Here is a 24,156-nt window from a genome sequence, read left to right as displayed (position 1 = left end):
AAAATCAATTTATGACAGAATTTTTAAACCGACGGCGGAGCACAAGATTAGAGCGATAAAGAAGATCCGTTTGGCGTCTTTCGGCTCATTGTAAAAGAGAATGCCGATAAGCGCCCCGCCCGCGGTGCCGATTCCTGTCCAAACGGCGTAAGCGGTGCCCATCGGAATGGTTTCCATAGCAAATGATAATAAGGAAAATGAGGCGGCAAAACCGATAATGATCAGCACCACCCATTTCGCGCTTTTTTCTTTCGCAAATTGATTCATAAGTGCGACGCCTGCCATTTCCAAAAATCCCGCGCCTAATAAACTGATCCAATGAAGCATTATGCCTCGCCTCCTTTTTCATCAGCCTCATCCTGTGTCACAAGCTTCAATCCGATCACACCGATTAAGAGCACGCCGATTAACAAAAGCTTCGGCAAACCGACCGGTTCGTGAAACAGAAACATTTCACACATCACCGTTCCTGCCGTGCCAAGGCCTGTAAAGACGGCGTATACGGTACCGACCGGCAGGCTGGCTGTCGCCCGCATTAACAAATAAAAGCTAACTATGATACCGACGGCAGTGCCGCTCCATGTTAAGACTGAGTCAGCATGCTTTAAGCCCACAACCCAAACAACCTCAAACACGGCGGCTAGCACAACCAATCCCCATTTCATATCACATCATTCCTTTCTATTTATGCAATAAAATTCTCCGAAAACAAAAAAGCCCCGGACAGTCGACTCATAATGAGCTTGACTCTCCCGGGCTTTTTTCCCTCCGTGTGCATATGCGCTGTTATGATGCGCATATGTGTTTTCTCTCGGACCAGTCCATGTCAATTAACATGCGGAACCCTAGAAAACTTTATCTGGTCTTATGATACTACACCTCGACGCTGTCTTCAATTGTAAGATTTTCTTTCATACACAGCGATCGGTTTATTCCATTTTCTGATCGTCCGGCTGTAAAGCATGCCGATTTTCTCTGCCACCCGTAAAGACGCTTTGTTATCCGGGTCAATCAAAGCCGCAATTTTGCCGTACTGCCGCTCCTTGAAACCATAGTCCAGGCAGGCCTTGGCCGCTTCTTGCGCATAGCCGTTTCCCCAGTGCCGGCGGGCAAACATATAGCCGATTTCCATTGCCGTTTCATTTTCGGTTTGCTGAGGCACGATTCCGCATTGGCCTAAAAAATCCCCCGTCTGTATGTCTTCGGCGATCCAGAGACTGACCCGGTACCCTTTTTCATTTCTTTTGTTCCAAGCGATCCACTCGCGGGTTTGCCGTTTATCTTTTAAACCGGAATAATATTTCATCACCTCAGGGTCGCTAAAAAGCTCAAGTAAAGATTCTTGATCCCGGTCCTCCATACAGCGCAAACGAATCCGTTTGGTCACAAGCTTCGTTTCAGCGCCCATTTTTGATCATATCCTGCTTCCATTCTTTTTTAAGGACTTCAATATGAGCTTGATGATAGCGATTATGATCCGCCATATGCCATATCCCCCATCTTACTGTTGCCTTGTCACCCTCGTAAGAAAGCGTTTGATGCAAATCGTTCTCGGTCAAGGTCTTACATACCGATTTCAGCTCGTTTACGACATGTTGATGTCTTGTCAAAAGTTCTTCTAACCCCGGCTGATTCTTTGGTTCGGGCAATCGTCCGCTTTCATCTGTCATCGGGCCGTAAATGTCTTCAATATGTTCAGGGACCCGATTCTCCTTTATGCGCCACACCCATCTGATATCAACATTTGCGATATGCTGCAGCAGCTGTGCCGTGCTGTTTTTCGTTTGCCAGCTCCCCTTATAATATAGCTCTCTGTGAGTCATGCGGCTAACAATGGATGCCAGACGGAGGCTGTTTTCTTCCACTGCGGAATACAGCAGACTGACTGTCGGCGCCATGTCTTTTCTAATGAATAAGTCCCTCATGTTCCATTCCCTCCTTACCTATGAGTACATTTTGACGTAAGGGGGAACATTTCCTTTGCAGAAGGCACAATCTAATCTATCAAAAAAGCGCCAAAGAATGTCGGCAGCACATTTAATTGTTATTTCCAGGCTTGTACAAATACGGATCATGGTGCGCGTCGTCGGATGTATTCAAATCGAGTGAGATGTCACCGCGGTCATTTAACGTGCCGAGCGTGACCAAAGACAGCTGTTTTGGGCTGTGCCCTTTTTCCTTAAGTTTTTCAAACAGCCAGCTTCGGTTTTTTTGCAGGTACTTCAAATTGTGATCAAGGATCTCACCGTCCAATATGAGAGGAATCGGGATAAAGTTCCGTTCAGCCTCCATATTCAAATCCCGCACCTGCACTGCTCTCGCTTCTTCTGTCGGGATCACGCTTACTTCTCCCGTTTCTTCAATGATGGCAAGGTCAATATCAGCCGGATCTGCATAGCCCTTTTCTCTCAGTTTTCCGAGCAGCTCATTGACGGTCAGCCTCTCTTTTTTGAGTCCACGCTCATCGATATCCCCGTTCCGGATTAACACTGTCGGACTGACCACCAGCAGCCATCTCCACTTATTAGAAAGAGCAAGCTTGCTCATCAGAAGATAAAGCAATAAAAAGGCGCCTGCGTAATAAATAGACATCGGCAGCTTGGATGTGAGGATCGGCTCACTGATGATGGTTCCGATTGCAAAGGTCAAAAGCAAATCAAAATTGTTCATTTGTGACACGGCTTTTTTTCCGGCAAGCCGAAACAAAATATACGCAATCGAAAACACGATAACAGGCTTGAATAAAAATGCCCATACCATCCATAACACTGATCATTGCCCTCCATCCGCTAGTCATAATGAATATATTGTTCCCTGTAACTGAAACGCTATGCATATCTTACCTCTTCATCCAGCATCCAAATAGGCGAACGTGCAGAATGCAGGCACATAACATAGTAGAAAGTCATGTTATTGGAGGGACAGCATGAAACATCAGCATAAGAGTGCCAATTGGCAATATGAAAGCATACAGTCAAAATCCGCAGCCTATCAGCCATACCATACAGCTGACAGGCTGGCCGGTTTAGAGCTTAAAATGGAGCATTTGATCAGAGCCATCGAGGTGAACAATGAATTGTTGAGAGCGATTCAAGAGCAGCAAAATCGCGTATGCACAAATGGAGGCGGATCAGTCATTGTGCGGATGTAGAAGAAGGCGCTCGTCCGCCTTCTTCTATTTTCCTAAAAAAAGCCCTTCTCATATAAGAGAAGAGCTGTGTGTATTAAGAAATGGACTGTGCGATGCTTAATTGAGGACCAAACAGTTCGTAATGAATAGACTCTGGCGCTGATCCGAGTTCCGATACAAGCTTATGCATTTGAGTGATAAATGACGGTGAACCGCAAATATAATAATCCGCATCTGTATTGGCGATCAGGCTTTTGAGGAACTGCTGGTCAATTTGGCCTTCATGAAATTGAATGTCACCCGCGCGGTCTTCTTCTGTCGGCTCGCGATACACAAATGCCGTTTTAACAGAAGAATGCTCTGCTGCCTCTTCTGCTTCATCGCGCAGCGCGTGGTATTCACTATTTTTCGCGGCATGGATAAACAGAATCTGCCGCTCAGGCTGTTTGGAAACAGACGTTTTCAGCATGCTGATCATCGGTGTGATGCCAACTCCGGCACTAAGCAGAACGAGATCTTTGCGGGATGAAGAATCTAAAACAAAATCTCCTGCCGGTGCGCTGATTTCTAATGAATCCCCCTCATGCAGCCCTTCGTGTAAATAAGAAGACACAGCACCGTCTTTCTTAACTGAAATTCGATAATAGTCTTTTCCAGGCATATCAGACAAGCTGTATTGACGGATATGCGTATATTCAGAATTAGGAATCCGGACTTTGATGCTGATATACTGCCCTGCTTGAAATTCAGGTAACGGCTTGCCGTCTTCCGGTTTCAAATAGAAGGATGTTATTTCTTTGCTTTCACTAACTTTTTTCGCAACGATGAAAGGCTTATACTCCTTCCATCCGCCAGTTTGGTGTTCCGCTTGTTCATACATTTCTTCTTCAATTCCGATAAAAGCGTCAGCTATAACTCCATACGCTTTCTCCCACGCCTGCATAATGTCAGGGGTCGCTGCATCTCCCAAAACATCTTTAATCGCAATCAGCAAATATTTGCCGACAATCGGATAATGTTCAGGCTTAATACCGATACTGCGGTGTTTATGGCCGATTTGTTTGACGACCGGAATGATATTGCCAAGCTGGTCAATATTGGCTGCAGCTGCAATAACGGCATTCGCCAGGGCGGTACGCTGTGTTTTTTTCTTTTGGTTTGTTTGATTAAAAATGTTTAAAAGCTCAGGATGATCTTGGAACATGAGGTCGTAAAAACGTCCTGTAATGGATTCTCCGTGCTGCTGTAATACTGGTACAGTGCTTTTTATGATTTCGATTGTTTTGTTATCTAACATCGTTTAACAACCCTTCCGAAAAGATGTATTTAAAATATATCTTTAAAATACATGATCTTGCCTTTAAAAGATATATTTAAAATGAATCTTTAATAAAGTTGTCACAAAATTATCAATTTAACGTGACAATTGTTGCTTTTTTATAGAATCCCCTAGCAAAAACGGACTAACCTCTGTAATGATCACCATTAACAGCGAAATAATGGAAGGCACAAAAAAACCCAAAACAACGTATGTTTTGGGTTTCATGTTTTACCAAGGCTTGTCTGTTCCAAGCGCATTTGCCAGCGCCTGACTGTGTTTTTTTCGGTTTTTCCGTTCACTGGCACGCTGAACCGCTGTGTTATGCAGCATGATTTCCTCTTCTGTTTCCGGTACAACTCTCGGCACAGGCACCGGCTTGCCGTTTGAGTCTAATGCGACAAAGGTCAAAAAGGATGTCGCGGCGAGCTCCCGTTCACCAGTCATCAGATGCTCTTTGATGACTTTCACAAACACCTCCATGGAAGATGTGCCGACCCAAGTTACATATGATTCCAAGCAGACAGACTCCCTTTGCCCGATCGGTTTCAGAAAATCGACAGAGTCCATCGAAGCCGTTACCGTATCACGTCTGCAATGGCGCGCTGCGGAAATAGAGGCAATATCATCGATATAACTCATCAGTTTTCCGCCAAACAGCGTATTATGATTGTTCGTATCGAGAGGGAATACCCTGCTGGTTTTCACAACCTTTGACTCTTTACAAAATTTTGTTTCCTGTGCTTCCATACCTTTCTCCCCTTTGATGTCTGATCGATTAGTAAATGCACTCATATTCTCCTATTAAACAATATTCTCATCCATTTGTCTAAAATTTAAAATGATTTGTCTGTCAGGTTTTCTTTCTTAAATGTTTAATGATTTGACTGACGAGGGAATAATATACGTATTCTTCACACGGTCAGGAGGAGAAACAAATGGATGTATCCATTCCAAAACATCAGAACAAAACGGTATGCCAAACAGAATATGACACCTTGAAGAAAGTTATTTTATGCAAACCCGAGCATATGACAATTAAGGACGTTATTAATGAAACCCAAAAACATTTTGAAGATGACAATATTCAGGTCAAAACCGCCAAAGACCAGCACGAACGCTTAGTAGAAGAGCTCAGGTCACACAGCATTGAGGTCATCCTTTTGCCTGTTCAGCACGGACTGCCTGAGCAGGTATTTACCCGGGATATCGGTTTTGTTATCGGGGAAAAAGTCTTTCTTTCCAGCATGACTGAGCCCATTCGCCAAGGGGAAGAAGCTGTGATAAAAGAATTTTTCCACAATCAAGGGATTCCTTATACCCGGATGCTGGATACTAGCATTGAAGGCGGGGACGTCGTCATAGATGGCGATACCGTTTATGTCGGAATCAGCCAGCGCACGGACATCTCAGCGGTCGGCCAGCTGCAAGAAGAGCTTCCTGAATATACCATCATCCCAGTTCCGCTCCATGAAAAATTTCTGCATCTGGACTGTGTATTTAATATCATTTCTGAAAGCGAAGCATTAATCTACCCTGAAGCCCTTCCGCAGCAGGAAGTCGATATGCTGGCAGAGCGTTACAATCTCATTGAGGTACCCGAAAACGAACAATTTACACTTGGCACCAACGTCCTGTCTATCGGCAGAAAAACCATCATCAGCCTGCCGGGCAATCGTCATGTGAATCGTGAATTATCCAAAAGAGGCTATCACATCATCGAAATTGACTTGTCAGAAATTATCAAATCAGGCGGTTCTTTCAGATGCTGTACGATGCCGCTCATTCGAGGCGAATGAAGAATATTCCCCTTTTTCATGTTTTGAACAGCGTATTTCTTTAAGATACGTTAATATAGAGATGACATCATTTTTAAGGGGGAAATCGCATGACAAAGTACATAGGATATGTCGGAACATATACAAAAGGCGGAAGTGAAGGCATTTATTCATTCGAGCTGGATACTGAGAAAAAAACACTCAGCGAGCCAAAGCTTGCCGCAAAGCTGGGAAACCCCACATATGTGACGCCGAATAAAGACAACACGATTCTTTATTCAATTGAAAAAGCAGACGGTAAAGGCGGTATTGCTGCCTATGAAATCGATAAAAACAGCGGCGAATTAACATTTCTGAATCATCAGTTAATCGATGGCCCATCGCCATGCCACGTGAGCGTCGATGATCATCAGCAATTCGTATTGACAGCCAACTATCACAGCGGGAAGGTACACGCTTTTCCGGTTCAACAAGACGGAGGTTTGCAATCTCCCGCTTCAGAAGCCGCCCATACAGGAAAGGGTCCTCATGAAAGACAGGAAAAGCCGCATACACACTATGCGGGCTTTACACCTGAACATAATTATGTCGTAGCGGTTGACTTAGGAACAGATAAGCTGTACACCTATAAGCTGAAAGACGGTGAATTGACTGAATCCGGAAGCCATTCCTTCGCTCCCGGTGCAGGCCCTCGTCATATCGCTTTTCACCCGAAAGAAAAATACGCATATGTCATGACAGAATTAAGCAATGAAGTGATTGCGCTTGAATACAATCCGACAGCCGGCGAATTCAGAGAACTTCAAGTTGTCTCTGCCATCCCTGATGATTTCACAGATAACAGCCAGGGAAGTGCCATTCACGTCACTCAGGATGGGCGTTTTGTTTACGTTGCAAACCGCGGCCATGACAGCATCGCTGTGTTTGAAGTGAATCAATATTCAGGCGAGCTGGCATTTGTGGAAAGAGTATCGACTGAAGGAAACTGGCCTCGTGACTTTGTGCTGGATCCAACGGAGACCTTCCTCGTTGCTTCAAATGAAGAAACAGGCAATCTCGTATTGTTTGAAAGAGACACAGAGACAGGCCGGCTGACGCTGCTTCCTTCAACCGTTTCTGTCCCTTATCCGGTGTGCGTAAAATTTTTACAGCAATCATAAAAGAAAGCTGGCTCCCGACAACGGAGCCAGCTTTTATGTTTATCTCACTTTTTCTTTCGTTTCAGCATTTCGATATAAATGGCAGGCAACGAAACGGCCGGCTTCGATTTCTTGAAGCAAAGGACGTGATTCCCCGCATTCAGACATCGCCTCCGGGCAGCGCGTCCGAAACACACAGCCGCTCGGCGGATGTACCGGACTCGGCAGCTCCCCTTTTAAAATGATGCGCTCACGCTTGTCCTCTAATTCGGGGTCCGGAATCGGAATCGAGGACAGCAGCGCCTTCGTATACGGGTGCAGCGGTTCACGATACAATGTGCCGCTATCTGTAATTTCCATCATGTGGCCTAAGTACATAACGCCGATCCTGTCGCTGATATGCTTTACCATCGATAAATCATGGGCAATAAACAGAAATGTGAGCCCTTTTTCTTTTTGAAGCCGCTTCAGCAGGTTGACCACTTGCGCCTGAACTGACACATCAAGCGCAGAAATCGGTTCGTCCGCTACGATAAACTCCGGATTCAATGAAAGCGCTCTGGCAATCCCGATTCTCTGCCTTTGACCGCCGCTGAATTCATGCGGGTAGCGGCTGCCGAAATCCGGGTGAAGCCCCACTGCCTCCAGCAGCTCGTCCACAACGAGAAGCCGCGCTTTATGGGTATTGTAAAGATTGTGAATTTCCATCGGCTCTAGAATGATTTCTCGAACGGTCATCCGCGGATTGAGCGATGCATAAGGGTCTTGAAAAATCATCTGCAGTTTGCGGTTATAGGCAAACTGCTCTTTCTCACTGAGGGCGTGAAGATTTGTTCCGCGGTATTTGACGCTTCCTTCCGTGGGATGGTAAAGACGCATCAGCACTCTTCCCAAGGTTGATTTCCCGCAGCCGGATTCTCCGACAAGCCCGAACGTCTCCCCCTCATGAATCTGGAAGGTTACCCCGTCGACCGCTTTGACTGTTCGCTTTTTCCCTGCGTCAAAATGCATTTTCAGCTGACTGACCTCTAGCAGTGGTGTCATGTGTCTCCCTCCTCATTCTGAAAAACAGCGGCGTGCCGCACAAAGCTCTTTTTCATATCCTGTATCTTTCAGCGTGATGATTTCGATCGATTTCCCTGTTTTAGGAGAATGGAGCATTTTTCCGTCTCCTATGGACAGGCCAACGTGATGAATTGCTCCTTTTCCTTCCTCATATGCAAAAAACAGCAGATCACCGGCATTGATGTCGTGAAGCGGCACTTCCTCCCCTGTTTTCGCCTGGTCTCCCGCATCACGGGGAATCCTGTATCCATTTGCTTTAAATACGCTGTACATAAAACCAGAGCAGTCAAATCCAAACCCGCTTATACCTCCCCATAAATAAGGAAGCCCGAGAAAACTTGCCCCTGTCTGAATGATGTCTTCCGCCGTTCCTTTCTTATTCCGAACAAGCGCCGCATCAGTTTGTCGCAGGAGCCTATCTCCAAAAGGAGTCGCTACCTTGAAAAAGCCATCCTCTTCTTCAATCAGCGGCAGAGCAGTTAAGAAGCTCAGTTCAATTTCCTTATCTCCGGTATCCCCATACAAAAAAGCTGTTGGTTTGCTGATCGCCACGGTGTGATTCGATTGTGGGAGATTTATGTTTTTCAGCTGGTTCTTTTTCATCCAGCCCGGATATCCGCGTTTATCCTTGTGGGATGACTGGCCGGGCACAACGACAGACACCCATTCATCCTGTTCTGCCGTGACCAGTACCTCCTCGCCAAAGAGAACCTGCGTCTGGATCACATTATCTGTACATAACCCAAGCCGCTGATCATAGGTCATGCTCTTCAGCCATTCTCTGATCGACACGGTTTGATCGAGCATTGTTTGATCAAATGGACGAGGTGTATCAGGTGCTGTCCATACGTTGGCAACTGCTGATATTACTGTATGGTTCATGTCTCCATCCCTCCTTTCTGATGCACGACTCCGGTAATGCCAAGACCAGGTTTGTCAGGCATCGTAATCGTGCTGCCGCTGTAAATAATTCCGCCCTTGATCAAATCCGTTTTCAGCATGAGCGGGGCGTCAAAATCAAAGCGGGTAATGTTTTTTTTGCTTGCCGCGAAATGCGCCGCAGCTGTTATGCCAAGCTTTGTTTCGATCATGCTGCCAACCATGCACTCCACCCCGCAAATCTCAGCCATGGCATTGATTTTCTCTGCACCGCTGATTCCTCCTGCCTTCATCAATTTAATATTGATCAGATCGGCGCTGCGGGTTTGAAGGACTTCGAATGCCTGTCGCGGAGTAAATACACTTTCATCAGCCATGATTGGGGTGTCTGTTGCATCCGTAACTTTCTTGAGCCCGGCAAGATCATCCTTATGGACAGGCTGCTCGACAAGCTCAATGTCCAGGCCGGCATCCTCCATTTTCCGAATGGCCGTTACCGCTTCTTTCGGCACCCATCCCTGATTGGCATCCAAACGGAGCTTTACCCCAGGCCCGACACGCTTTCTGATTTCTTGAATACGGGAGATATCTGTCTCAATGTCATCTCTGCCAACCTTTATTTTTAGCGTTTGAAAGCCTTGTTTAAGAAAGCTCTCTGCATCCGCCGCCATCTCTTCAGGCGAGTTCACACTGACGGTGTAGTCCGTTTCAAGTGTGCTTCGATATCCGCCGAGCATTTGGTAAAGCGGCTGTCCGCTCATCTGCGCCCAGCCGTCGTATACAGCCATTTCTACAGCTGCTTTTGCGCTTTGATTCCCTTCCAGAAGATGCTGGATGTCATGCAGAATGGCCTCGCAGCCGGACAGTCTTCTTCCAAGCAGTGCCGGCTTTAAGACGTTGTGAATCGCACTTTCAATACTGTCCATGCTGTCTCCGGTAATCACAATCGTCGGAGGCGCTTCTCCCCATCCGATTGCGCCATTATCATAAGTGATCGTTACGATAACAGATTCAGCCGTATACACTGTGCGAAGCGCCGTTTTAAACGGCTTTGTCAGCGGCACGGCGACCCGTTTCGTGTCTATTTTTGTGATCTTCATACTCAAAGCGCCCCTTCAGAAACGCCCGCCTCAATGACGACCGTTTTTTCGGCTGTATCCATGGCAGCGTGCGCACCGATCGGAACGGCAATACTCGGCGAACAGTGGCCGATCTTAAACCCTTTAAGAGCAGGCCTTCCGGCGGACACAATATAGTCTTCGAGCACCTGCTCAAGTGTCAAAGATTTCTCCCGCTTCACCGGGATGCAGTTATGAAAATCACAAACAAGAATACCGGCTGCGTCCGCCAGCTTCCCTGCCATTTTCAGCTGATTCAGCATCCGGTCAATTTGATACGGCTCTTCATCAATGTCTTCAATAAACAGGAGCTTTCCCCTCGTATCAATTTCAAACGGCGTGCCGAGTGTCGATGACAGCAAGGAAAGATTGCCGCCGACAAGCTCTCCTTCCGCTTTTCCCGGAACAAGCACCGTCAGCGGAGAAAGCTTTTCTGTATAGATGAATACTGTCTCTTGAAACAGCTGCTCATATGACGCTTTTGTCAGGGGATGAACGTCTTCCAGGCCTATATCTGAGCTGAGCATCGGCCCGTGAAAAGTGACGAGGCCTGTGTTTTGATGGATGGCGGTATGTAAAAACGTAATATCACTGTATCCCCAAAAGATTTTAGGATGTTTGCGGAGCAAGCTGTAATCAATGCCTGAAGCGATCCGTCCCGTGCCAAAGCCTCCGCATGCGCACAGCACCGCTTTCACCTCCTGGTCTTTGAACATCTCGTGCAGATCAGCCAGCCGCTCATCATCCTGTCCCGCTAAATAGCCGTGCTGGTTTTTCAGCGCCTTGCCCAGCTTTACCTGAAGACCGAGTTCCTCTAAAAACAAAAGCGCCGTTTCAAGCTTTTTCGGATCAGGCGGGCTTGCAGGTGCGATGACACCGACTGTATCGCCTTTTTTCAGTGCGTTCGGCTTGTGATTCAACTCTGATCAGCTCCCTTCATTTGCTCTGCACCCTACGTATACGTGCAAATAAGAGAAAAAATACCGCTCCTTCACATAAAGAGAGCAGTATTTTCTCAAGCGCCGCGTTAGTTTTTATCGGCCCATTTTAAATCGATGTAGCCGACAGGGTGCCGGACGATGTCCTTTACATGTTCGTTTTGCAGATTGACCTGATTATAGAAATAAACCGGAATGATCGGCGCTTCATTGATGAGAAGCTTTTCCGCCTTATGCATGAGTGAAAAACGCGTTTTTTCATCCGCTTCATTTTTCGCCTGTTTCATCAGCTGATCATATTCTTTGTTGGTCCAGCCTGTGCGGTTCATTGAATTCCCTGTTTGGAAGGCTTCCAGAAAACTGATAGGGTCCGCATAGTCAGGCAGAAATGAGCTTTGTGAGAATTGGAACTTAAGCGCTTTTTGCTCCTCTAAAAACACGTTCCACTCCATATTGGCCAGCTTCACATCGACGCCAAGGGTGTTTTTCAATTTTTGCTGGATGGCTTCAGCAATCTTTTTATGCTCCGGTTTCGTACTGTAAGTAAGCGTGACCGCAGGCAGCTTGTCATACTTCTCTTCCTTCATTCCTTTTTCCAGCAGCTGCTTCGCTTTGTTTCCATTTGGTGTGATCAGGTCTCCGCCCGCTTCCCGGAAGTCCTTGCCGTCAGGCTGTGTAAACCCTGGCGAAACAAAAGCGTGTGCCGGTTTTTCATTGTTTTTCGTGACATATTTTACGATTTCCTTCTGATCAACAGCCATTGCGAAGGCTTTTCTGATGTTTTCATTTTGGAACGGCTCCATATTGACATTAAAGCGGTAAAAGTATAAACCCGCCTGATCAACGATGTGCACGTTGTCTTGATCCAGCAGCTGGTCACTTAGCTCAGCCGGTACGTATGCGGTGTCCAATTCACCGGACTGGAACATTTGGTAATCTGTATTTCTGTCACTCACCATTGCCCATTTCACTTTGTCAAGCTTCACGGTTTCTTTATCCCAGTACGTATCGCTTTTTTCCATTGTGATGCTGTCATCATGCTTCCATTCCGTCAGTTTAAACGGGCCGTTGCCGACAAATGTATCGGCTTCAGCAAACCATTTTGGATTTTCTTTGTCGACTTTTTCGTTAACCGGAAAATACGCCGGGTTTGACACCACGCTCAGGAAATATTTTTGCGGTGCGGCAAGGGTCACTTCAAGGGTGTGATCATCCTTTGCCGTCACCTTCACATCGTCTCTTTTCCCTTTTCCGCTGTTATAGGCTTCGCCGCCTTCAATAAAATAGCCGAGAAACGCGGAAGAAGCTCCTGTTTTCGGGTCAAGCATCCGTTTCCAAGCGTATTCAAAATCCCCGGCTGTCACAGGGTCTCCGTTCGTCCATTTCGCATTTTCCCGAATCGTAAATGTGTACGTTTTCTTGTTTTTCGACACAGACCACTTCTCTGCCATCGCCGGCTCCGGTTCATTGTCTTTGCCGAGGCGCGTTAACCCTTCCATGATGTTATTTAACGGCTGCCAAGACACGTTATTAAAACCGATCGGCGGATCAAACGAAGTCGGTTCATTTTCATTATTTAAGTACAGTACCTTTTCTCCGCTTGTCTTTGCCTTATCTTCTCCGCTTTCTTTTCCAGCCTGCTCATTTGCTGTACATCCCATCAGCGCAAATGAAAGTCCCAGTGCAAGGCCCATTCCCCATAGCTTCTTCACTCTCTTCATCCTCTTCCCCCTTTTTCGTTATTCATCCTTCGCTCCCGGCAGCACCGCATGCTCAGCCCGTTTATCCTGAAGCCAGCAGTGTACAGCGTGCGTGCCGGATCGAACAGTGTGATCAGGGTATACCCTGTCACACACGATCATTCTGCTCGGACAGCGGGCGGCAAATGGGCAGCCCGGCGGCGGTGAAAATAAATCCGGCGGCGTGCCGTCAATCGGAATCAGCTCCGCGCCCTCAAGATCCAGCCGCGGGACAGAATTCAGCAGCCCTTTTGTATAAGGGTGCTGCGGCTTGTAAAATATATCTTTTCTTGTGCCAATTTCCGCTATTTTTCCGGCATACATAACAGCCACCCTGTCAGCAACCTGGGCAACCACGCCTAAATCGTGTGTGATCAAAATGACAGAAACCTTTGTTTTTCTCTGAATCTCTTTAAACAGTTCCAGTATTTGCGCCTGTATGGTGACGTCAAGGGCAGTTGTCGGTTCATCCGCTATTAAAATATCAGGCTCACAGATCAGCGCCATCGCAATGACAATCCGCTGTCTCATGCCGCCGCTGAATTGATGGGGGTACTGCTTCAGGCGTGCTTCAGGATCCGGAATGCCAACCAATTCCAGCATGGACAGAACCTCTTTCTCAGCCGCCTTTTTCGTCATCCTTTTGTGACGAAGAAGCGCTTCCGCCAGCTGGTCGCCGACAGTCAGCGTCGGGTTTAACGCCGTCATCGGGTCTTGAAAAATCATTGAAATGTCCGCGCCCCTTATACTCCTCATTTCTCTGTCAGAGAGACGGCAAAGGTCTTTGTTTTTAAATAAAATGCTGCCGTCTGTCACCTTCGCTGAATAAGGCGGGAGCAGTCCCATAATGCTTTGAGAGGTGACGCTCTTGCCGCAGCCCGATTCACCGACAATGGCAAATGTTTCGCCTTTGTACAAATCGAAGCTCACGCCTCTGACAGCCTGAACCGTCCCGCCGTAAGTCGTAAAAGAAACGTGCAGATCATTGACTGACAGAACTTTCTCCATACAGCTACCTCCTTAGCTTAGGGTCCAGTGCATCCTGCAATCCGTCCCCCAGCACATTAAACGCGTACATCGTTAACGAGATGAAAAAGGCAGGAAAGAACAGGCGCCACCAATGCCCGGACAAAATGGTCGGCAGGCCGTCATTCGCCATCACACCCCAGCTGGCAAACGGCGCTTGAATGCCGAGACCGAGAAAGCTCAAAAATGATTCTGCGAATATGGCGGTAGGTACAGTTAAAGTCATTTGTACGATGATCGCGCCCATTGTATTCGGCAGCAAATTTTTGCGGATGATGCGAAAGGTTTTCGCACCAAAGGTTTTCGAGGCGAGCACATACTCGTAATTTTTTATTTGCAGCACTTGGCCTCTTACAATTCTCGCCATGCCGACCCATCCCGTAACAGTCAGCGCTACGATAATGGTGCCGAGCCCCGGACCCATCAAGACCATCAGCAAAATGACAACAAGAAGATACGGCAGCCCGTACAGCACTTCAATAATCCGCATCATGACACTGTCTGTTCTGCCGCCTTTATAGCCGGCAATGCCTCCGTAAATGACACCGATCAAAAAATCAATCAGTGCAGCCATCACTCCGACAAATAACGAAATCCTCGCTCCGTACCATGTTCGTGTAAACACGTCCCGGCCAAGCTCATCGGTACCGAACCAATGATCTGCAGAAGGCGGAAGATTTTGTTCTGTCAGCGATTGGCGCTCGACACTATGAGGAGATAAAAAAGGACCGATTGCTGCCATCACAAATAGAAATAAAAGAATAAAAAGCCCGGCCATCGCTAGTTTATTTTTCTTCAGCCTCCTCCAGGCATCCTGCGCATAGGACAAACTTGGCCGTTTGACTGAATCGGTCTCTTGGGTCTTTTCCTGATTCGGAACAAACCATTCGTCCGGCACCTTAGCGTGCTGCTGCGGCTGGCGTTCATCTGTTTGTACAGGGAGATTCATACGCTTCACCCTTTCTTATGCAGTTTAATGCGCGGGTCCAGCAGACCGTAGGCCAAGTCGACCAAGAACAGCATTACGATCAAAATGACGCTGTAAAAAACGGTCGTTCCCATAATCACGGGATAGTCCCGCTGATTAATGCTTTCGACAAAATATTTTCCCATTCCGGGAATGGCAAAGATTTTTTCAATCACAAAACTTCCTGTTAAAATGCTGGCAACGAGAGTTCCCAGTACGGTAATGACGGGCATGAGCGCGTTTCTGAGTGCGTGTTTTATGATAATTTTGAGCGGAGACAGCCCTTTTGCTTTCGCTGTGCGGATATAATCCTGTGTCAGGACTTCGACCATGCTTGATCTTGTCAGCCTGGCGATAATCGCCATCGGTCCAACTGCAAGCGCTGCGGTCGGAAGCACCATATGGATCGGGCTCGTCCACGTAGCGGCGGGAAATAGTTTAAAATTAACGGCAAACTGCTGAATAAGCAACGTCGCCATAATGAAATTCGGGATGGAAATGCCGAGTACCGCGAGGCTCATCGCAGCGTAGTCCAAAAAGCCGTTGCGGCGCAGCGCGGCAGTTACGCCAAGTATCAGCCCTGAGATCACAGCAATGACAATTGCTGCCATCCCAAGTTCGAAGGAAACGGGAAATCCGCGTTCCAGCATATCATTTACGCTGTCTGACGGTTTTTTAATAGAAGGGCCAAAATCGAATGTAATGATGGATTTTAGATAGATGATGTATTGGATAATGAGAGGATCGTCTAAGTGATAGTAGGCTTCGAGATTTCTTTGAACCGCTTCATTTGTGCCCCTCTCCTCATTAAAAGGAGATCCGGGAATGACCTTCATCAGAACAAAAGTCAGGGTGGTAATGACCAAAATCGTAGCTGCCATTGCCCAAAAACGCTTCATTATATATCTTGCCAAAGCCTTAACACCCCTTTAGCAGAATGATGTTCGCATTGCCAGTTCAGTCATGACAAGCATAGCCTGATAGGCTTCAAGCATATCCTTCGCCTGAAATTGAACGGTTGTGGTTCCCGGTTTGATTTCTGTACCCGGCATTAGATGAGCCCACTCAGCTTGACCGTAATTGGCAAATTCAATGCTTAATACAGGCCTGTCAGGCGGTGTAAGCGGTTTAACTTTATCTTTGTTCTGCAAGGCATATGCGGTTTTTTCTGTCAGCAGCCGGCCGGCTTTCGCAGGCGACAGACATTTGACTGCAGACCTTGAAATCGTTTGTTTAACAGCAGCTGTCGTGACATTCGGGATGAGCTCTTCAGCTTCTTTGGCCGCCCGGTCATCACCGGCTACCATTAATACCGGGACATCGTAATAACCGGCAACGTAAGCATTTAATCCAAGCTCACCGACAGGCTGATCATTTATGTAAAAATGACGAACACCGAAAATCATGCTATGAGACATGACACCGGGAGTTGAAGCTCTTGCGTGATAACCGAGAAACAACGCGCCCGTGAAAGTATCATCTAGCCCCTGCACCATCGAAAATGGTTTAACATCGCCGGAAATCAAATCCGCCTCCGGATGAAGCTTTTCAATCATCAGATTATTCATTTTCGAATGGCTGTCATTCACCAGCACCTCCGTACACCCGCTGTTAAACGCTTCGGTAATACAGTAGTTTGCTTCTTCGGTCATGATCAGCCGTCCGCGTTCATAATTACGCTTGCCGGAATCAACAAAGGTATCATCCGGAAGACCTGAAATACCCTCCATATCTACTGACATGTACAGTTTCATAACGCTCCTCCTTTTTTACTAAATTATGAATATTCTAACAGATTATATTAAAAAAAGAGGAAAAATGCAATATAGCTGGGAAAAATCACTAACGTTCAGAGATAAAAAAGAATCCTCTTTCAAGGATTCATGTTTCTTTTGCTGACTGTTCTGTCAGCTGTTCATATTTTTCGAGTGTTTTTTCAAATACTTGATCAAAAACATGCGGCACAGAGGCACGTATCACCGCCGCTCCCTCCCCTGTAATTCCGCCTTTCGTTGCAACACGATTCAGCGTCTCCTCAAAGGACATCTTCTTTTCGATCAGCAGCTTGCCTGTCCCATACAGTGAGTGTATCAGGAAATCAAAGGCTTCTTCTTTTGTCAGGCCGCTGTTTCTCACAGCAGACAGCGCTAATTCTTCAAACACTGCGGCGATGAAGCCCGGAGCAGAGCTCGTCAGATTACTGGCGGCATCTAAATTGGATTCTTTTATTTCTCGCACACTGCTGAAAGCCGATAACAATTCATCCAAACGTTCTTTCTTCTGTGCCGCCAGTGCTTCACTGTGAACAACCAGTGAGATGCCGGCTTCCGCTTCAGATGTAATGGCCGGAATCAACCGTGATATTCCAGCCGCCGTTTCAGCCTCTAAAAGCCGCAGAGGCACACCAGCCGCAATGGATACAATATGAGTATTCCGGTTCACATACGGGTGAAGCCGGCGTACTGTTTCAATGACATGGAGCGGCGGGACACATATAAAGATCAAGGCGCACTTTTCCGCCCATACCTCCAGCGGTTTTGCCGAAACGTTTGGATAATCAGCGAGCAAAGCCTGAAGCCGCTTTCCCTTAGTTCTTGTCTCAACAAACAGCTCATTTCCCTCTACTTGTTTATGCTTCAGCAGCTGCCTGGCGATCATATCCGCCATGCTGCCATATCCTATCAATCCGATTGACTCCATCGTTTCAGCCCTTTCATGTACAATAATCCTTATAAAGTGTACCGTTTTTCGCACTTTTTCACAATTTCCCATAATGTTTTCATTTTTATCCCACAGTTTTTGTTTATGATAAAATCAAGTCATAAAACTGCCATAATCAAAATGTAATGATTTGAAAATAGAGAGAAACGGAGTGAACATGATGGATAATTATCGTGACGAAAATAGAACAGAAGGACAAGAGAATGAGGTTTTTTTAACAAAAGAGAATGATCAAAACCCGTCTTACTCAGCCCGCAATGTGATTCATGATCAAGAGAAGAAAAAACGCGGATTCGGATGGTTCAGGCCGCTGCTCGGCGGAGTCATCGGCGGAAGTCTCGCCCTTGGGATTTATACGTTCACACCGCTTGGCGACCACGATTCTCAGGACGCAGCGAAACAGACGTCCAGCCAGCAGCAAACTCAATCTGTTACAGCTAAAAGCACATCCTCTGAATCAAGCAAAAGCTCGACAAGCTCATCTGCATTTAAGAGTGAGGATTCTTCTAAAATCTCAGATATGGTGGAAGATCTTTCACCGGCGATTGTCGGCATCACAAACCTTCAGGCTCAGTCAAACAGCTCTTTGTTTGGCTCTGGCTCTTCCGGTTCCAGCTCTGATTCAAGCGAAGATACAGAAAGCGGCTCAGGATCGGGTGTCATTTTCAAAAAAGAGAACGGCAAGGCTTATATCATTACGAATAACCACGTTGTAGAAGGCGCAACTTCACTTAAGGTGTCTTTATACGACGGCACTGATGTGACAGCTAAGCTCGTAGGCAGTGACTCTTTAACAGATTTAGCCGTTCTTCAAATCAGTGATGACCACGTAACAAAGGTAGCAAACTTCGGTGATTCATCAGATCTCAGAACAGGCGAAACCGTCATTGCGATTGGAGATCCGCTCGGAAAAGACCTGTCTCGCACAGTAACACAAGGAATTGTAAGCGGCGTGGATAGAACAGTTTCAATGTCAACCTCAGCCGGTCAAACAAGCATTAACGTGATTCAAACTGATGCCGCGATTAACCCAGGTAACAGCGGCGGTCCATTGTTAAATACAGACGGCAAAATTGTCGGCATTAACAGTATGAAAATCAGTGAAGATGATGTTGAGGGCATCGGATTTGCCATACCAAGCAATGATGTAAAACCGATAGCTGAAGAATTGCTGTCTAAAGGGCAAATTGAACGTCCGTATATCGGTGTCAGCATGCTCGATTTGGAACAGGTGCCGCAAAACTATCAAGAAGGCACACTTGGCTTATTCGGCAGCCAGCTGAATAAAGGCGTATACATCCGTGAAGTCGCTTCAGGCTCCCCTGCTGCAAAGGCCGGGCTGAAAGCTGAAGATATTATTATCAGCTTAAAAGGCAAAGAAATCGACACTGGCAGCGAATTGCGCAACATCCTATATAAAGACGCAAATATCGGCGACACCGTCGAAGTGAAAATTCTCAGAAACGGAAAAGAAATGACGAAAAAAATCAAACTCGATCAAAAAGAAGAAACACCTTCTTAAGAAAAGCGCCTCAGGCCGCAAAAGCGGCCTGAGGCTTTTTATTAGACAAAAGACCTATATACTCTATGAAACTTTCTGCCAAGACACCCGCATATGATACAGGCTGACATCATTCTAATCAGATCCTTGAAGCATTGTTTAAAAAGGAGGAATGACATGAAAACCGTGGGATTGAGCATAATTTGCGCAAGATTGGCTTTTCTGATGCTGAGCTTTCTCCTTCCTGCATCAACATTGGCATAGGGAGTTACACTGGGGGCAAGTATTCTATAAAACATAACAGGCACTGCACTGAAAAGTTCACAGTCCCTTCTTCCTTCCCTATCAGCATCTTTTACTTTGATCAGCATGCAGAACATAAAAAACCCCTGTCCGTAATGGACAGGGGTTTCAGGTTAGGACATATGCTGGTCTCTATAGAGTCTTTTATTTTCAATCCCGTACGATTTCTGTACGATGTAAAGCGGCCGGTCTTTGGCTTCATCATAGATTCTGCCGATATATTCACCAATCATGCCCAGTATCAGAAGCACGATGCCGCTGAACAGGAGCTGGATGACGATAAGCGATGACCACCCGGTAATGGTGCTGTCGGTGAACAGCTTCAAATACAGTACGATAAACATATACAGAAATCCTGCGCCTGACATTAAGACCCCGACATAGCTTGCCAGCTTCAGCGGTTTATGTGAAAATGTCGTAATGCCGTCCATTGAAAGCTTCAGCATTTTCTTAAGCGGGTATTTCGTTTCTCCGGCAAGCCTTTCATCACGTACATACTCAACTGCCGTTTGTTTGAAGCCTACCCAGCTGACCAGTCCTCGGACAAAAGGGTTTTTTTCCTTTAATTTTTTCATTTCATCACAGACTTTTCTGTCCATGAGACGGAAATCCCCGGTATCAATCGGGATATCAATATCTGTCATGCTGCTGAGAAGCCGATAAAACATGGCCGCTGTCTGTTTTTTGAAAAAGGTTTCCCCTTTTCGTTTTGTCCGTACGGCGTATACGACCTCATAGCCTTCCTTCCACTTTTCAATCATGTCTAAAATTAACTCAGGAGGGTCCTGCAAATCGGCGTCAATGACGGCGATTGCATTCCCCTGTGCATAATCCATTCCCGCTGTAATTGCGATCTGGTGCCCAAAATTCCTGGAAAAATCAATGATTTTCACTCTCGGATCAATCAAACTGTGTTCTCTTAAAATCTCAATACTGCGATCTTTGCTGCCGTCATTGACAAATAGCAGTTCATAGTTTTCCTTCGTTTGATCCATGACCTCTTTTAAGCGCTGATAGGTTTCATGAATGACAAGCTCTTCATTATACACAGGTACCACAATTGAATATTGAATATGTCTGCTCATGTTTTTTTCCTCCTATTCATCAGCATGTAGTTCGTATAATGCAGCTGACTGGTTCATTCCGCCAGGCCCGCCGCCGATTTTGCCGGTTTGGCCTGAAGCGTTGCTCTCGCTTGCCGTACCTGATGAATCAGTCTGATCAGATGATGTCTGCTGATCAGCGCTTGACTGCCATTTATCAGAAGAAACTTTCTTGCCGTTTTCTTGAACCCATTCGACAATTTCATTGTTTCCGCCTTTCCCCATTCCTGAAGCCAAGAAGTATTTCACTTTTCCTTCTTTTACGAGCTTTTTAAATTGAGTCAGCGTGATGGCCGGGTCAGAACCGCTGAATCCGCCGATCGTCATGACGGCCTTTTTCGTTTTGATAATATACGGAGCCGCTGTGTTTGAATCAGTTGTGGCGAATAAATATTCCGCTCCGGAGTTGTTTTCTTCTAAATACTCAATCAATTTTTCATTTACACTCGACTCGTTCATTCCCATGCCTTTTCCGCTGCTTGAAGCGAGCTGCGGCCCTGTTTCAGGAAGAGAACTGTTTCCTCCGTACAGGAGAGGTGTGCTTGCCCAATAAATCGGCATCACAAGCAATACGAGAAGACCTGCAAGTGATATATAATATGTGAGCGGTTTTTGGCGCTGTTTAAAAATCAAAAGAGCAATGGCAGATAACGCACCGATAACCCCTACGCCGATACTCCATCCAACACCGATTTGATCGTTGTAGTTTCTCAGAATAAACAATTCAAATCCTGTTGCGGCAATCATCGCCGCCGGCAAAAGCCAAGACTTCCAGCCTGTATGGTTTCGGTATAGCTGAACGAGCGCAACCCATCCAGCTCCGACAAGTGCAGCAATCGGCGGCGCCAGCATAATGAGATAATAATGATGGAAAAATTCTGCTACGCTGAAGAATCCGGCAATCGGCACAAGCCATGCAACCCAGAACACCGTCTCCTTCTGCTCAACTGATAATCTTCTTCTTTCTCTCGCGCCTGCAATCAGCAAGCCTGCAATTCCAAAAAGCGCAAATGGCAGCAGCCAGCTGATTTGATCAGATAGTTCTTGTTGGAAGAGCCGAAGCGGGCCAGGTGTTCCCGTTCCGAACATTCCTGTACCTGATTGCATTTTCGATCCGCCTGAACCGCCCTTACCTCCGCCGCCAGGTCCGCCTTGTCCGCCATCTCCTCCGCCGTTTGGCGGGCCTCCTTGACCGCTGCTTGGCATTTCCCCATTGGATGGCGGTGCCGTCATATTGCCATTTGCAGATTTGTCATCGTTTGATGGGCTGCTGCTTGATGACTGATTAGGCGGTGCCTGAGCGTCAGATGAACGGTTCTCCGCAGAAGGCATTTCTTTTGCTGTGTCTCCGCTTGACCCGCCCTGACCGCCGCCGGAATTTTGCCCTGTCAGCCGCTGAATTCCGTTGTATCCGAAAGCCAATTCCAAAACAGAGTTGGTCTGGCTGCTTCCGACATAAGGGCGGTTGCTGGCAGGGATATTGTCAACGATGAGCGGCCATGATAACGAAACTGCCGCTAATACAACTAATGCGCTTCCTAATGAAATGATTTTTTTCTTGATTGTGGCATTTGCCGCAATCAGGTAGAACAATAAGAAAGCCGGTAGAATCATATAAGCTTGAAGCATTTTTGTGTTAAAACCTGCACCAACGACGAAAAATGCTGCTAACAGCCAGATCAGCTTTCCTTTTCTGATGGCTTTAAAGAGAAGCCATGTAGCCAGCAATAAGAAAAATACCAGTAATGCATCAACATTGTTTGTCCGGGCCACAGCCACCGCAATCGGTGTACACGCCATGATGAAAGAGGCAATTCTTGCTGCCGTCTTACCGAATGTTGGTTTTATTAACAGATACATTAAAAGGACAGAACCTACATCAGCAAGTGCCTGAGGCAGGATGACGCTCCAGCCGTGCATACCGAATATAAGTGCGCTGATGGTTTGTATCTGGAACGTAATGGGCGGTTTATCAACCGTTATAAACCCCGCCGCATCGAATGAGGCATAGAAAAAATTATGAAAGCTTTGCATCATACTTGTGACTGCAGCGGTGTAATAAGGATTCACCGTATCATCATTCCAGATGTTATAGATATTTAAAAATGCAGATGCGAGCAAAATGAGAATCAGGAAGATGTCCAGCTCGCGTTTTTTCTTTTCCACGTGTGTCTTCACTCCTTTTCGTGTAACTTTGAAATAGTGTAACAAGCAAATGTGAAAAAACTATTAATAAACAAAGGCAATATTTTTGCCAAAATCAATTCATACGATCAGTCCATAAAAGCAAAAGTTTTCGGGCCTTTATCCTGATCTAATTCTGATATTTTGTACCTAATCAACCACGCTATTTATGTAAGCCGTTTTTGAACAAAAATAGCCTTCCGGTGACGCCGGAAGGCAAAGAATCACAATATATCGTTATTGAATCGGCTTCAGTCTTGCTTCGATTTCCTCTCTTCTATGCTCAAGATATGGCGGAAGAGCGATGGTTTGGCCAAGCTCATCAATTTCTTCATCAACCATAAAGCCCGGACCGTCTGTAGATAACTCAAACAGAATGCCGTTCGGTTCTCTGAAATACAGCGCCTTGAAATAGTAGCGCTCAACGATGCCTGAGTTGCTAAAGCCTTCCCGGCTGATGATGCGGTGCCATCCGGCAAGCTCTTCTTCGTCTCTCACGCGAAATGCGACATGATGGACACTTCCTTTTCCTTGACGTTCGCGCGGAAGATCATTTCTTTCAATTAAATGGATTTCTGTGGCCGCACCGCCTTCTCCAGATTCTAAAATGACCGCTGTCCCCTGTCCTTCAACCGGCTCTCGGCTGATCTCTGTAAACCCAAGAATATTGGTTAATACATGTAATGTTGGTTCAGCGTACGGCACTGTCAATTCAACAGGCCCTAACCCGCGAAATGAAAATTCTTCCGGAATGCCGCTTTGTTTAACAGGCAGACCATAACCTTTGCCTTTCTCATCAGCAGTCAGCACAAGGCGCTGTCCTTCATGATCTTCGAACGCCAATATGCCACGTCCGGCTCTTTGGGCGATGCCGCTATGCGCCACCTGATGCTCTTCAAAACGTTCTTTCCAGTAATGCAGCGCTTCTGTGCTTGGAACACGCAATCCAATAGAAGAAATACTGTTTGTTCCCGCATGAAACGGCGCAATGCGGGGAATCTCAAAAAACGTCAGTTCCGTTCCCGGATTTGCCACTTCATCTCCGTAGAATAGATGGTACATCGTCGGTTCATCTTGATTTACGGATTTTTTGACGAGTTTTAATCCTAATACTTTACTATAGAAATCTAAGTTTTTTTGCGCGTCAGCTGTTAATGCGGACACGTGGTGAATGCCGTTGACTTTCATATGCTGTCCCTCCAGGTCAATTTATCTCGATTTCGAGATATTATATTAAAGATGTATAT

Annotated in this window: 24 protein-coding genes and 1 riboswitch; of the genes, 4 read left to right on the top strand and 20 right to left on the bottom strand. The window is 46.4% G+C overall.

All coding sequences use genetic code 11. From position 1 onward, the window contains the following. Positions 1 to 9 precede the first annotated feature (9 nt). The 5 genes from MTN95_RS17740 to MTN95_RS17720 all read right to left on the bottom strand — a co-directional run bounded on the left by MTN95_RS17740 (position 10) and on the right by MTN95_RS17720 (position 2,769). On the bottom strand, positions 10 to 327 hold the full coding sequence (locus MTN95_RS17740; RefSeq protein WP_059292921.1) for a DMT family transporter: 318 nt from the start codon (positions 325 to 327) through the stop codon (positions 10 to 12). Then, positions 327 to 665 (bottom strand): DMT family transporter, encoded by a 339-nt coding sequence (locus MTN95_RS17735; protein ID WP_105953616.1) that lies wholly within the window; start codon positions 663 to 665, stop codon positions 327 to 329. The genes MTN95_RS17740 and MTN95_RS17735 overlap by 1 nt, the downstream gene beginning before the upstream one ends. Positions 666 to 747: 82 nt before the next feature. Next, positions 748 to 860: riboswitch (guanidine-I (ykkC/yxkD leader) on the bottom strand. Between the two features lie 32 nt (positions 861 to 892). Further along, a complete protein-coding gene (locus MTN95_RS17730) occupies positions 893 to 1,408 on the bottom strand; it encodes a GNAT family N-acetyltransferase (RefSeq protein WP_105953617.1) in 516 nt (171 codons plus the stop codon). Continuing rightward, a complete protein-coding gene (locus MTN95_RS17725) occupies positions 1,398 to 1,925 on the bottom strand; it encodes a DinB family protein (RefSeq protein ID WP_248339367.1) in 528 nt (175 codons plus the stop codon). The genes MTN95_RS17730 and MTN95_RS17725 overlap by 11 nt, the downstream gene beginning before the upstream one ends. A gap of 112 nt (positions 1,926 to 2,037) precedes the next feature. Then, the gene (locus tag MTN95_RS17720) at positions 2,038 to 2,769 is read right to left on the bottom strand and encodes a DUF421 domain-containing protein (RefSeq protein WP_105953619.1); all 732 of its coding nucleotides are present in this window, start codon (positions 2,767 to 2,769) and stop codon (positions 2,038 to 2,040) included. Positions 2,770 to 2,926: 157 nt separating this feature from the next. On the opposite strand from MTN95_RS17720, the gene MTN95_RS17715 reads away from it, so the two are divergent. Further along, positions 2,927 to 3,151 carry a hypothetical protein gene (locus tag MTN95_RS17715; RefSeq protein ID WP_105953620.1) on the top strand — a complete coding sequence of 75 codons (225 nt, stop codon included), beginning with the start codon at positions 2,927 to 2,929 and terminating at the stop codon, positions 3,149 to 3,151. 73 nt (positions 3,152 to 3,224) lie between these two features. Here MTN95_RS17715 and hmpA read toward each other — a convergent pair whose 3' ends face one another. Together hmpA and MTN95_RS17705 are read right to left on the bottom strand one after the other, a co-directional pair. Then, positions 3,225 to 4,427, bottom strand: coding sequence for an NO-inducible flavohemoprotein (gene hmpA / locus MTN95_RS17710; protein ID WP_248339349.1), 1,203 nt, complete (start codon positions 4,425 to 4,427; stop codon positions 3,225 to 3,227). A 252-nt stretch (positions 4,428 to 4,679) separates the two neighbouring features. Continuing rightward, on the bottom strand, positions 4,680 to 5,198 hold the full coding sequence (locus tag MTN95_RS17705) for an acyl-CoA thioesterase (RefSeq protein WP_010333945.1): 519 nt from the start codon (positions 5,196 to 5,198) through the stop codon (positions 4,680 to 4,682). A 188-nt stretch (positions 5,199 to 5,386) separates the two neighbouring features. On the opposite strand from MTN95_RS17705, the gene MTN95_RS17700 reads away from it, so the two are divergent. Together MTN95_RS17700 and pgl are read left to right on the top strand one after the other, a co-directional pair. Then, positions 5,387 to 6,247, top strand: coding sequence for a dimethylarginine dimethylaminohydrolase family protein (locus MTN95_RS17700; protein WP_248339326.1), 861 nt, complete (start codon positions 5,387 to 5,389; stop codon positions 6,245 to 6,247). An 89-nt stretch (positions 6,248 to 6,336) separates the two neighbouring features. Then, positions 6,337 to 7,386 (top strand): 6-phosphogluconolactonase, encoded by a 1,050-nt coding sequence (gene pgl, locus MTN95_RS17695; protein WP_105953623.1) that lies wholly within the window; start codon positions 6,337 to 6,339, stop codon positions 7,384 to 7,386. Between the two features lie 39 nt (positions 7,387 to 7,425). On the opposite strand, the gene MTN95_RS17690 is transcribed toward pgl, so the two are convergent. The 10 genes from MTN95_RS17690 to proG form a co-directional block, all read right to left on the bottom strand. Further along, on the bottom strand, positions 7,426 to 8,409 hold the full coding sequence (locus MTN95_RS17690; protein WP_248339323.1) for an ABC transporter ATP-binding protein: 984 nt from the start codon (positions 8,407 to 8,409) through the stop codon (positions 7,426 to 7,428). A gap of 12 nt (positions 8,410 to 8,421) precedes the next feature. Then, positions 8,422 to 9,312, bottom strand: coding sequence for a gamma-D-glutamyl-L-lysine dipeptidyl-peptidase (gene eepC, locus MTN95_RS17685; protein ID WP_248339316.1), 891 nt, complete (start codon positions 9,310 to 9,312; stop codon positions 8,422 to 8,424). Next, positions 9,309 to 10,409, bottom strand: coding sequence for an L-Ala-D/L-Glu epimerase (gene ykfB / locus MTN95_RS17680; protein ID WP_105953626.1), 1,101 nt, complete (start codon positions 10,407 to 10,409; stop codon positions 9,309 to 9,311). The genes eepC and ykfB overlap by 4 nt, the downstream gene beginning before the upstream one ends. 2 nt (positions 10,410 to 10,411) lie before the next feature. After that, positions 10,412 to 11,347, bottom strand: a complete 936-nt coding sequence (locus MTN95_RS17675; RefSeq protein WP_248339313.1) for a S66 peptidase family protein — start codon at positions 11,345 to 11,347, stop codon at positions 10,412 to 10,414. A 107-nt stretch (positions 11,348 to 11,454) separates the two neighbouring features. Next, on the bottom strand, positions 11,455 to 13,086 hold the full coding sequence (gene dppE / locus MTN95_RS17670; RefSeq protein WP_248339295.1) for a peptide ABC transporter substrate-binding protein: 1,632 nt from the start codon (positions 13,084 to 13,086) through the stop codon (positions 11,455 to 11,457). An 18-nt stretch (positions 13,087 to 13,104) separates the two neighbouring features. Continuing rightward, positions 13,105 to 14,112, bottom strand: coding sequence for an ABC transporter ATP-binding protein (locus MTN95_RS17665; RefSeq protein ID WP_248339286.1), 1,008 nt, complete (start codon positions 14,110 to 14,112; stop codon positions 13,105 to 13,107). 4 nt (positions 14,113 to 14,116) lie between these two features. Beyond that, the gene (gene dppC, locus MTN95_RS17660; protein WP_101865262.1) at positions 14,117 to 15,079 is read right to left on the bottom strand and encodes a dipeptide ABC transporter permease DppC; all 963 of its coding nucleotides are present in this window, start codon (positions 15,077 to 15,079) and stop codon (positions 14,117 to 14,119) included. A gap of 5 nt (positions 15,080 to 15,084) precedes the next feature. Further along, a complete protein-coding gene (gene dppB / locus MTN95_RS17655; protein ID WP_202853676.1) occupies positions 15,085 to 16,011 on the bottom strand; it encodes a dipeptide ABC transporter permease DppB in 927 nt (308 codons plus the stop codon). 15 nt (positions 16,012 to 16,026) lie between these two features. Then, positions 16,027 to 16,851, bottom strand: coding sequence for a D-aminopeptidase DppA (dppA, locus tag MTN95_RS17650; protein WP_101865263.1), 825 nt, complete (start codon positions 16,849 to 16,851; stop codon positions 16,027 to 16,029). A 127-nt stretch (positions 16,852 to 16,978) separates the two neighbouring features. After that, positions 16,979 to 17,797, bottom strand: coding sequence for a pyrroline-5-carboxylate reductase ProG (proG, locus tag MTN95_RS17645; protein WP_248339275.1), 819 nt, complete (start codon positions 17,795 to 17,797; stop codon positions 16,979 to 16,981). A 181-nt stretch (positions 17,798 to 17,978) separates the two neighbouring features. Here proG and htrA point away from each other — a divergent pair, with 181 nt between their 5' ends. After that, positions 17,979 to 19,340, top strand: coding sequence for a serine protease HtrA (gene htrA, locus MTN95_RS17640; protein ID WP_105953632.1), 1,362 nt, complete (start codon positions 17,979 to 17,981; stop codon positions 19,338 to 19,340). Positions 19,341 to 19,735: 395 nt separating this feature from the next. Here the strand turns inward: htrA and MTN95_RS17635 are convergent, their stop codons facing one another. The 3 genes from MTN95_RS17635 to MTN95_RS17620 all read right to left on the bottom strand — a co-directional run bounded on the left by MTN95_RS17635 (position 19,736) and on the right by MTN95_RS17620 (position 24,097). Beyond that, positions 19,736 to 20,707, bottom strand: a complete 972-nt coding sequence (locus MTN95_RS17635; protein WP_105953633.1) for a glycosyltransferase family 2 protein — start codon at positions 20,705 to 20,707, stop codon at positions 19,736 to 19,738. A 12-nt stretch (positions 20,708 to 20,719) separates the two neighbouring features. Next, positions 20,720 to 22,891: a mannosyltransferase YkcB-related protein gene (locus MTN95_RS17630; protein WP_248339264.1), complete on the bottom strand. Its 2,172-nt coding sequence runs from the start codon at positions 22,889 to 22,891 to the stop codon at positions 20,720 to 20,722. 255 nt (positions 22,892 to 23,146) lie between these two features. Further along, positions 23,147 to 24,097 (bottom strand): ring-cleaving dioxygenase, encoded by a 951-nt coding sequence (locus MTN95_RS17620; RefSeq protein WP_248339262.1) that lies wholly within the window; start codon positions 24,095 to 24,097, stop codon positions 23,147 to 23,149. Positions 24,098 to 24,156 lie beyond the last annotated feature (59 nt).

This window comes from Bacillus sp. 2CMS4F (assembly GCF_023161785.1).
Classification (GTDB): Bacteria; Bacillota; Bacilli; order Bacillales; family Bacillaceae; genus Bacillus; species Bacillus halotolerans.
Note: the sequence above shows the minus strand (reverse complement) of the source record. Positions and strands in the feature narration are given on the sequence as shown.

Excerpts from the sequence above, each read along its gene's own strand:
- MTN95_RS17740 (WP_059292921.1), bottom strand. The coding sequence starts at position 327 with ATGCTTCATTGGATCAGTTTATTAGGCGCGGGATTTTTGGAAATGGCA.
- MTN95_RS17735 (WP_105953616.1), bottom strand. The coding sequence starts at position 665 with ATGAAATGGGGATTGGTTGTGCTAGCCGCCGTGTTTGAGGTTGTTTGG.
- MTN95_RS17730 (WP_105953617.1), bottom strand. The coding sequence starts at position 1,408 with ATGGGCGCTGAAACGAAGCTTGTGACCAAACGGATTCGTTTGCGCTGT.
- MTN95_RS17725 (WP_248339367.1), bottom strand. The coding sequence starts at position 1,925 with ATGAGGGACTTATTCATTAGAAAAGACATGGCGCCGACAGTCAGTCTG.
- MTN95_RS17715 (WP_105953620.1), top strand. The coding sequence starts at position 2,927 with ATGAAACATCAGCATAAGAGTGCCAATTGGCAATATGAAAGCATACAG.
- hmpA (WP_248339349.1), bottom strand. The coding sequence starts at position 4,427 with ATGTTAGATAACAAAACAATCGAAATCATAAAAAGCACTGTACCAGTA.
- MTN95_RS17705 (WP_010333945.1), bottom strand. The coding sequence starts at position 5,198 with ATGGAAGCACAGGAAACAAAATTTTGTAAAGAGTCAAAGGTTGTGAAA.
- MTN95_RS17700 (WP_248339326.1), top strand. The coding sequence starts at position 5,387 with ATGGATGTATCCATTCCAAAACATCAGAACAAAACGGTATGCCAAACA.
- pgl (WP_105953623.1), top strand. The coding sequence starts at position 6,337 with ATGACAAAGTACATAGGATATGTCGGAACATATACAAAAGGCGGAAGT.
- MTN95_RS17690 (WP_248339323.1), bottom strand. The coding sequence starts at position 8,409 with ATGACACCACTGCTAGAGGTCAGTCAGCTGAAAATGCATTTTGACGCA.
- eepC (WP_248339316.1), bottom strand. The coding sequence starts at position 9,312 with ATGAACCATACAGTAATATCAGCAGTTGCCAACGTATGGACAGCACCT.
- ykfB (WP_105953626.1), bottom strand. The coding sequence starts at position 10,409 with ATGAAGATCACAAAAATAGACACGAAACGGGTCGCCGTGCCGCTGACA.
- dppE (WP_248339295.1), bottom strand. The coding sequence starts at position 13,086 with ATGAAGAGAGTGAAGAAGCTATGGGGAATGGGCCTTGCACTGGGACTT.
- MTN95_RS17665 (WP_248339286.1), bottom strand. The coding sequence starts at position 14,112 with ATGGAGAAAGTTCTGTCAGTCAATGATCTGCACGTTTCTTTTACGACT.
- dppC (WP_101865262.1), bottom strand. The coding sequence starts at position 15,079 with ATGAATCTCCCTGTACAAACAGATGAACGCCAGCCGCAGCAGCACGCT.
- dppA (WP_101865263.1), bottom strand. The coding sequence starts at position 16,851 with ATGAAACTGTACATGTCAGTAGATATGGAGGGTATTTCAGGTCTTCCG.
- proG (WP_248339275.1), bottom strand. The coding sequence starts at position 17,797 with ATGGAGTCAATCGGATTGATAGGATATGGCAGCATGGCGGATATGATC.
- htrA (WP_105953632.1), top strand. The coding sequence starts at position 17,979 with ATGGATAATTATCGTGACGAAAATAGAACAGAAGGACAAGAGAATGAG.
- MTN95_RS17635 (WP_105953633.1), bottom strand. The coding sequence starts at position 20,707 with ATGAGCAGACATATTCAATATTCAATTGTGGTACCTGTGTATAATGAA.
- MTN95_RS17620 (WP_248339262.1), bottom strand. The coding sequence starts at position 24,097 with ATGAAAGTCAACGGCATTCACCACGTGTCCGCATTAACAGCTGACGCG.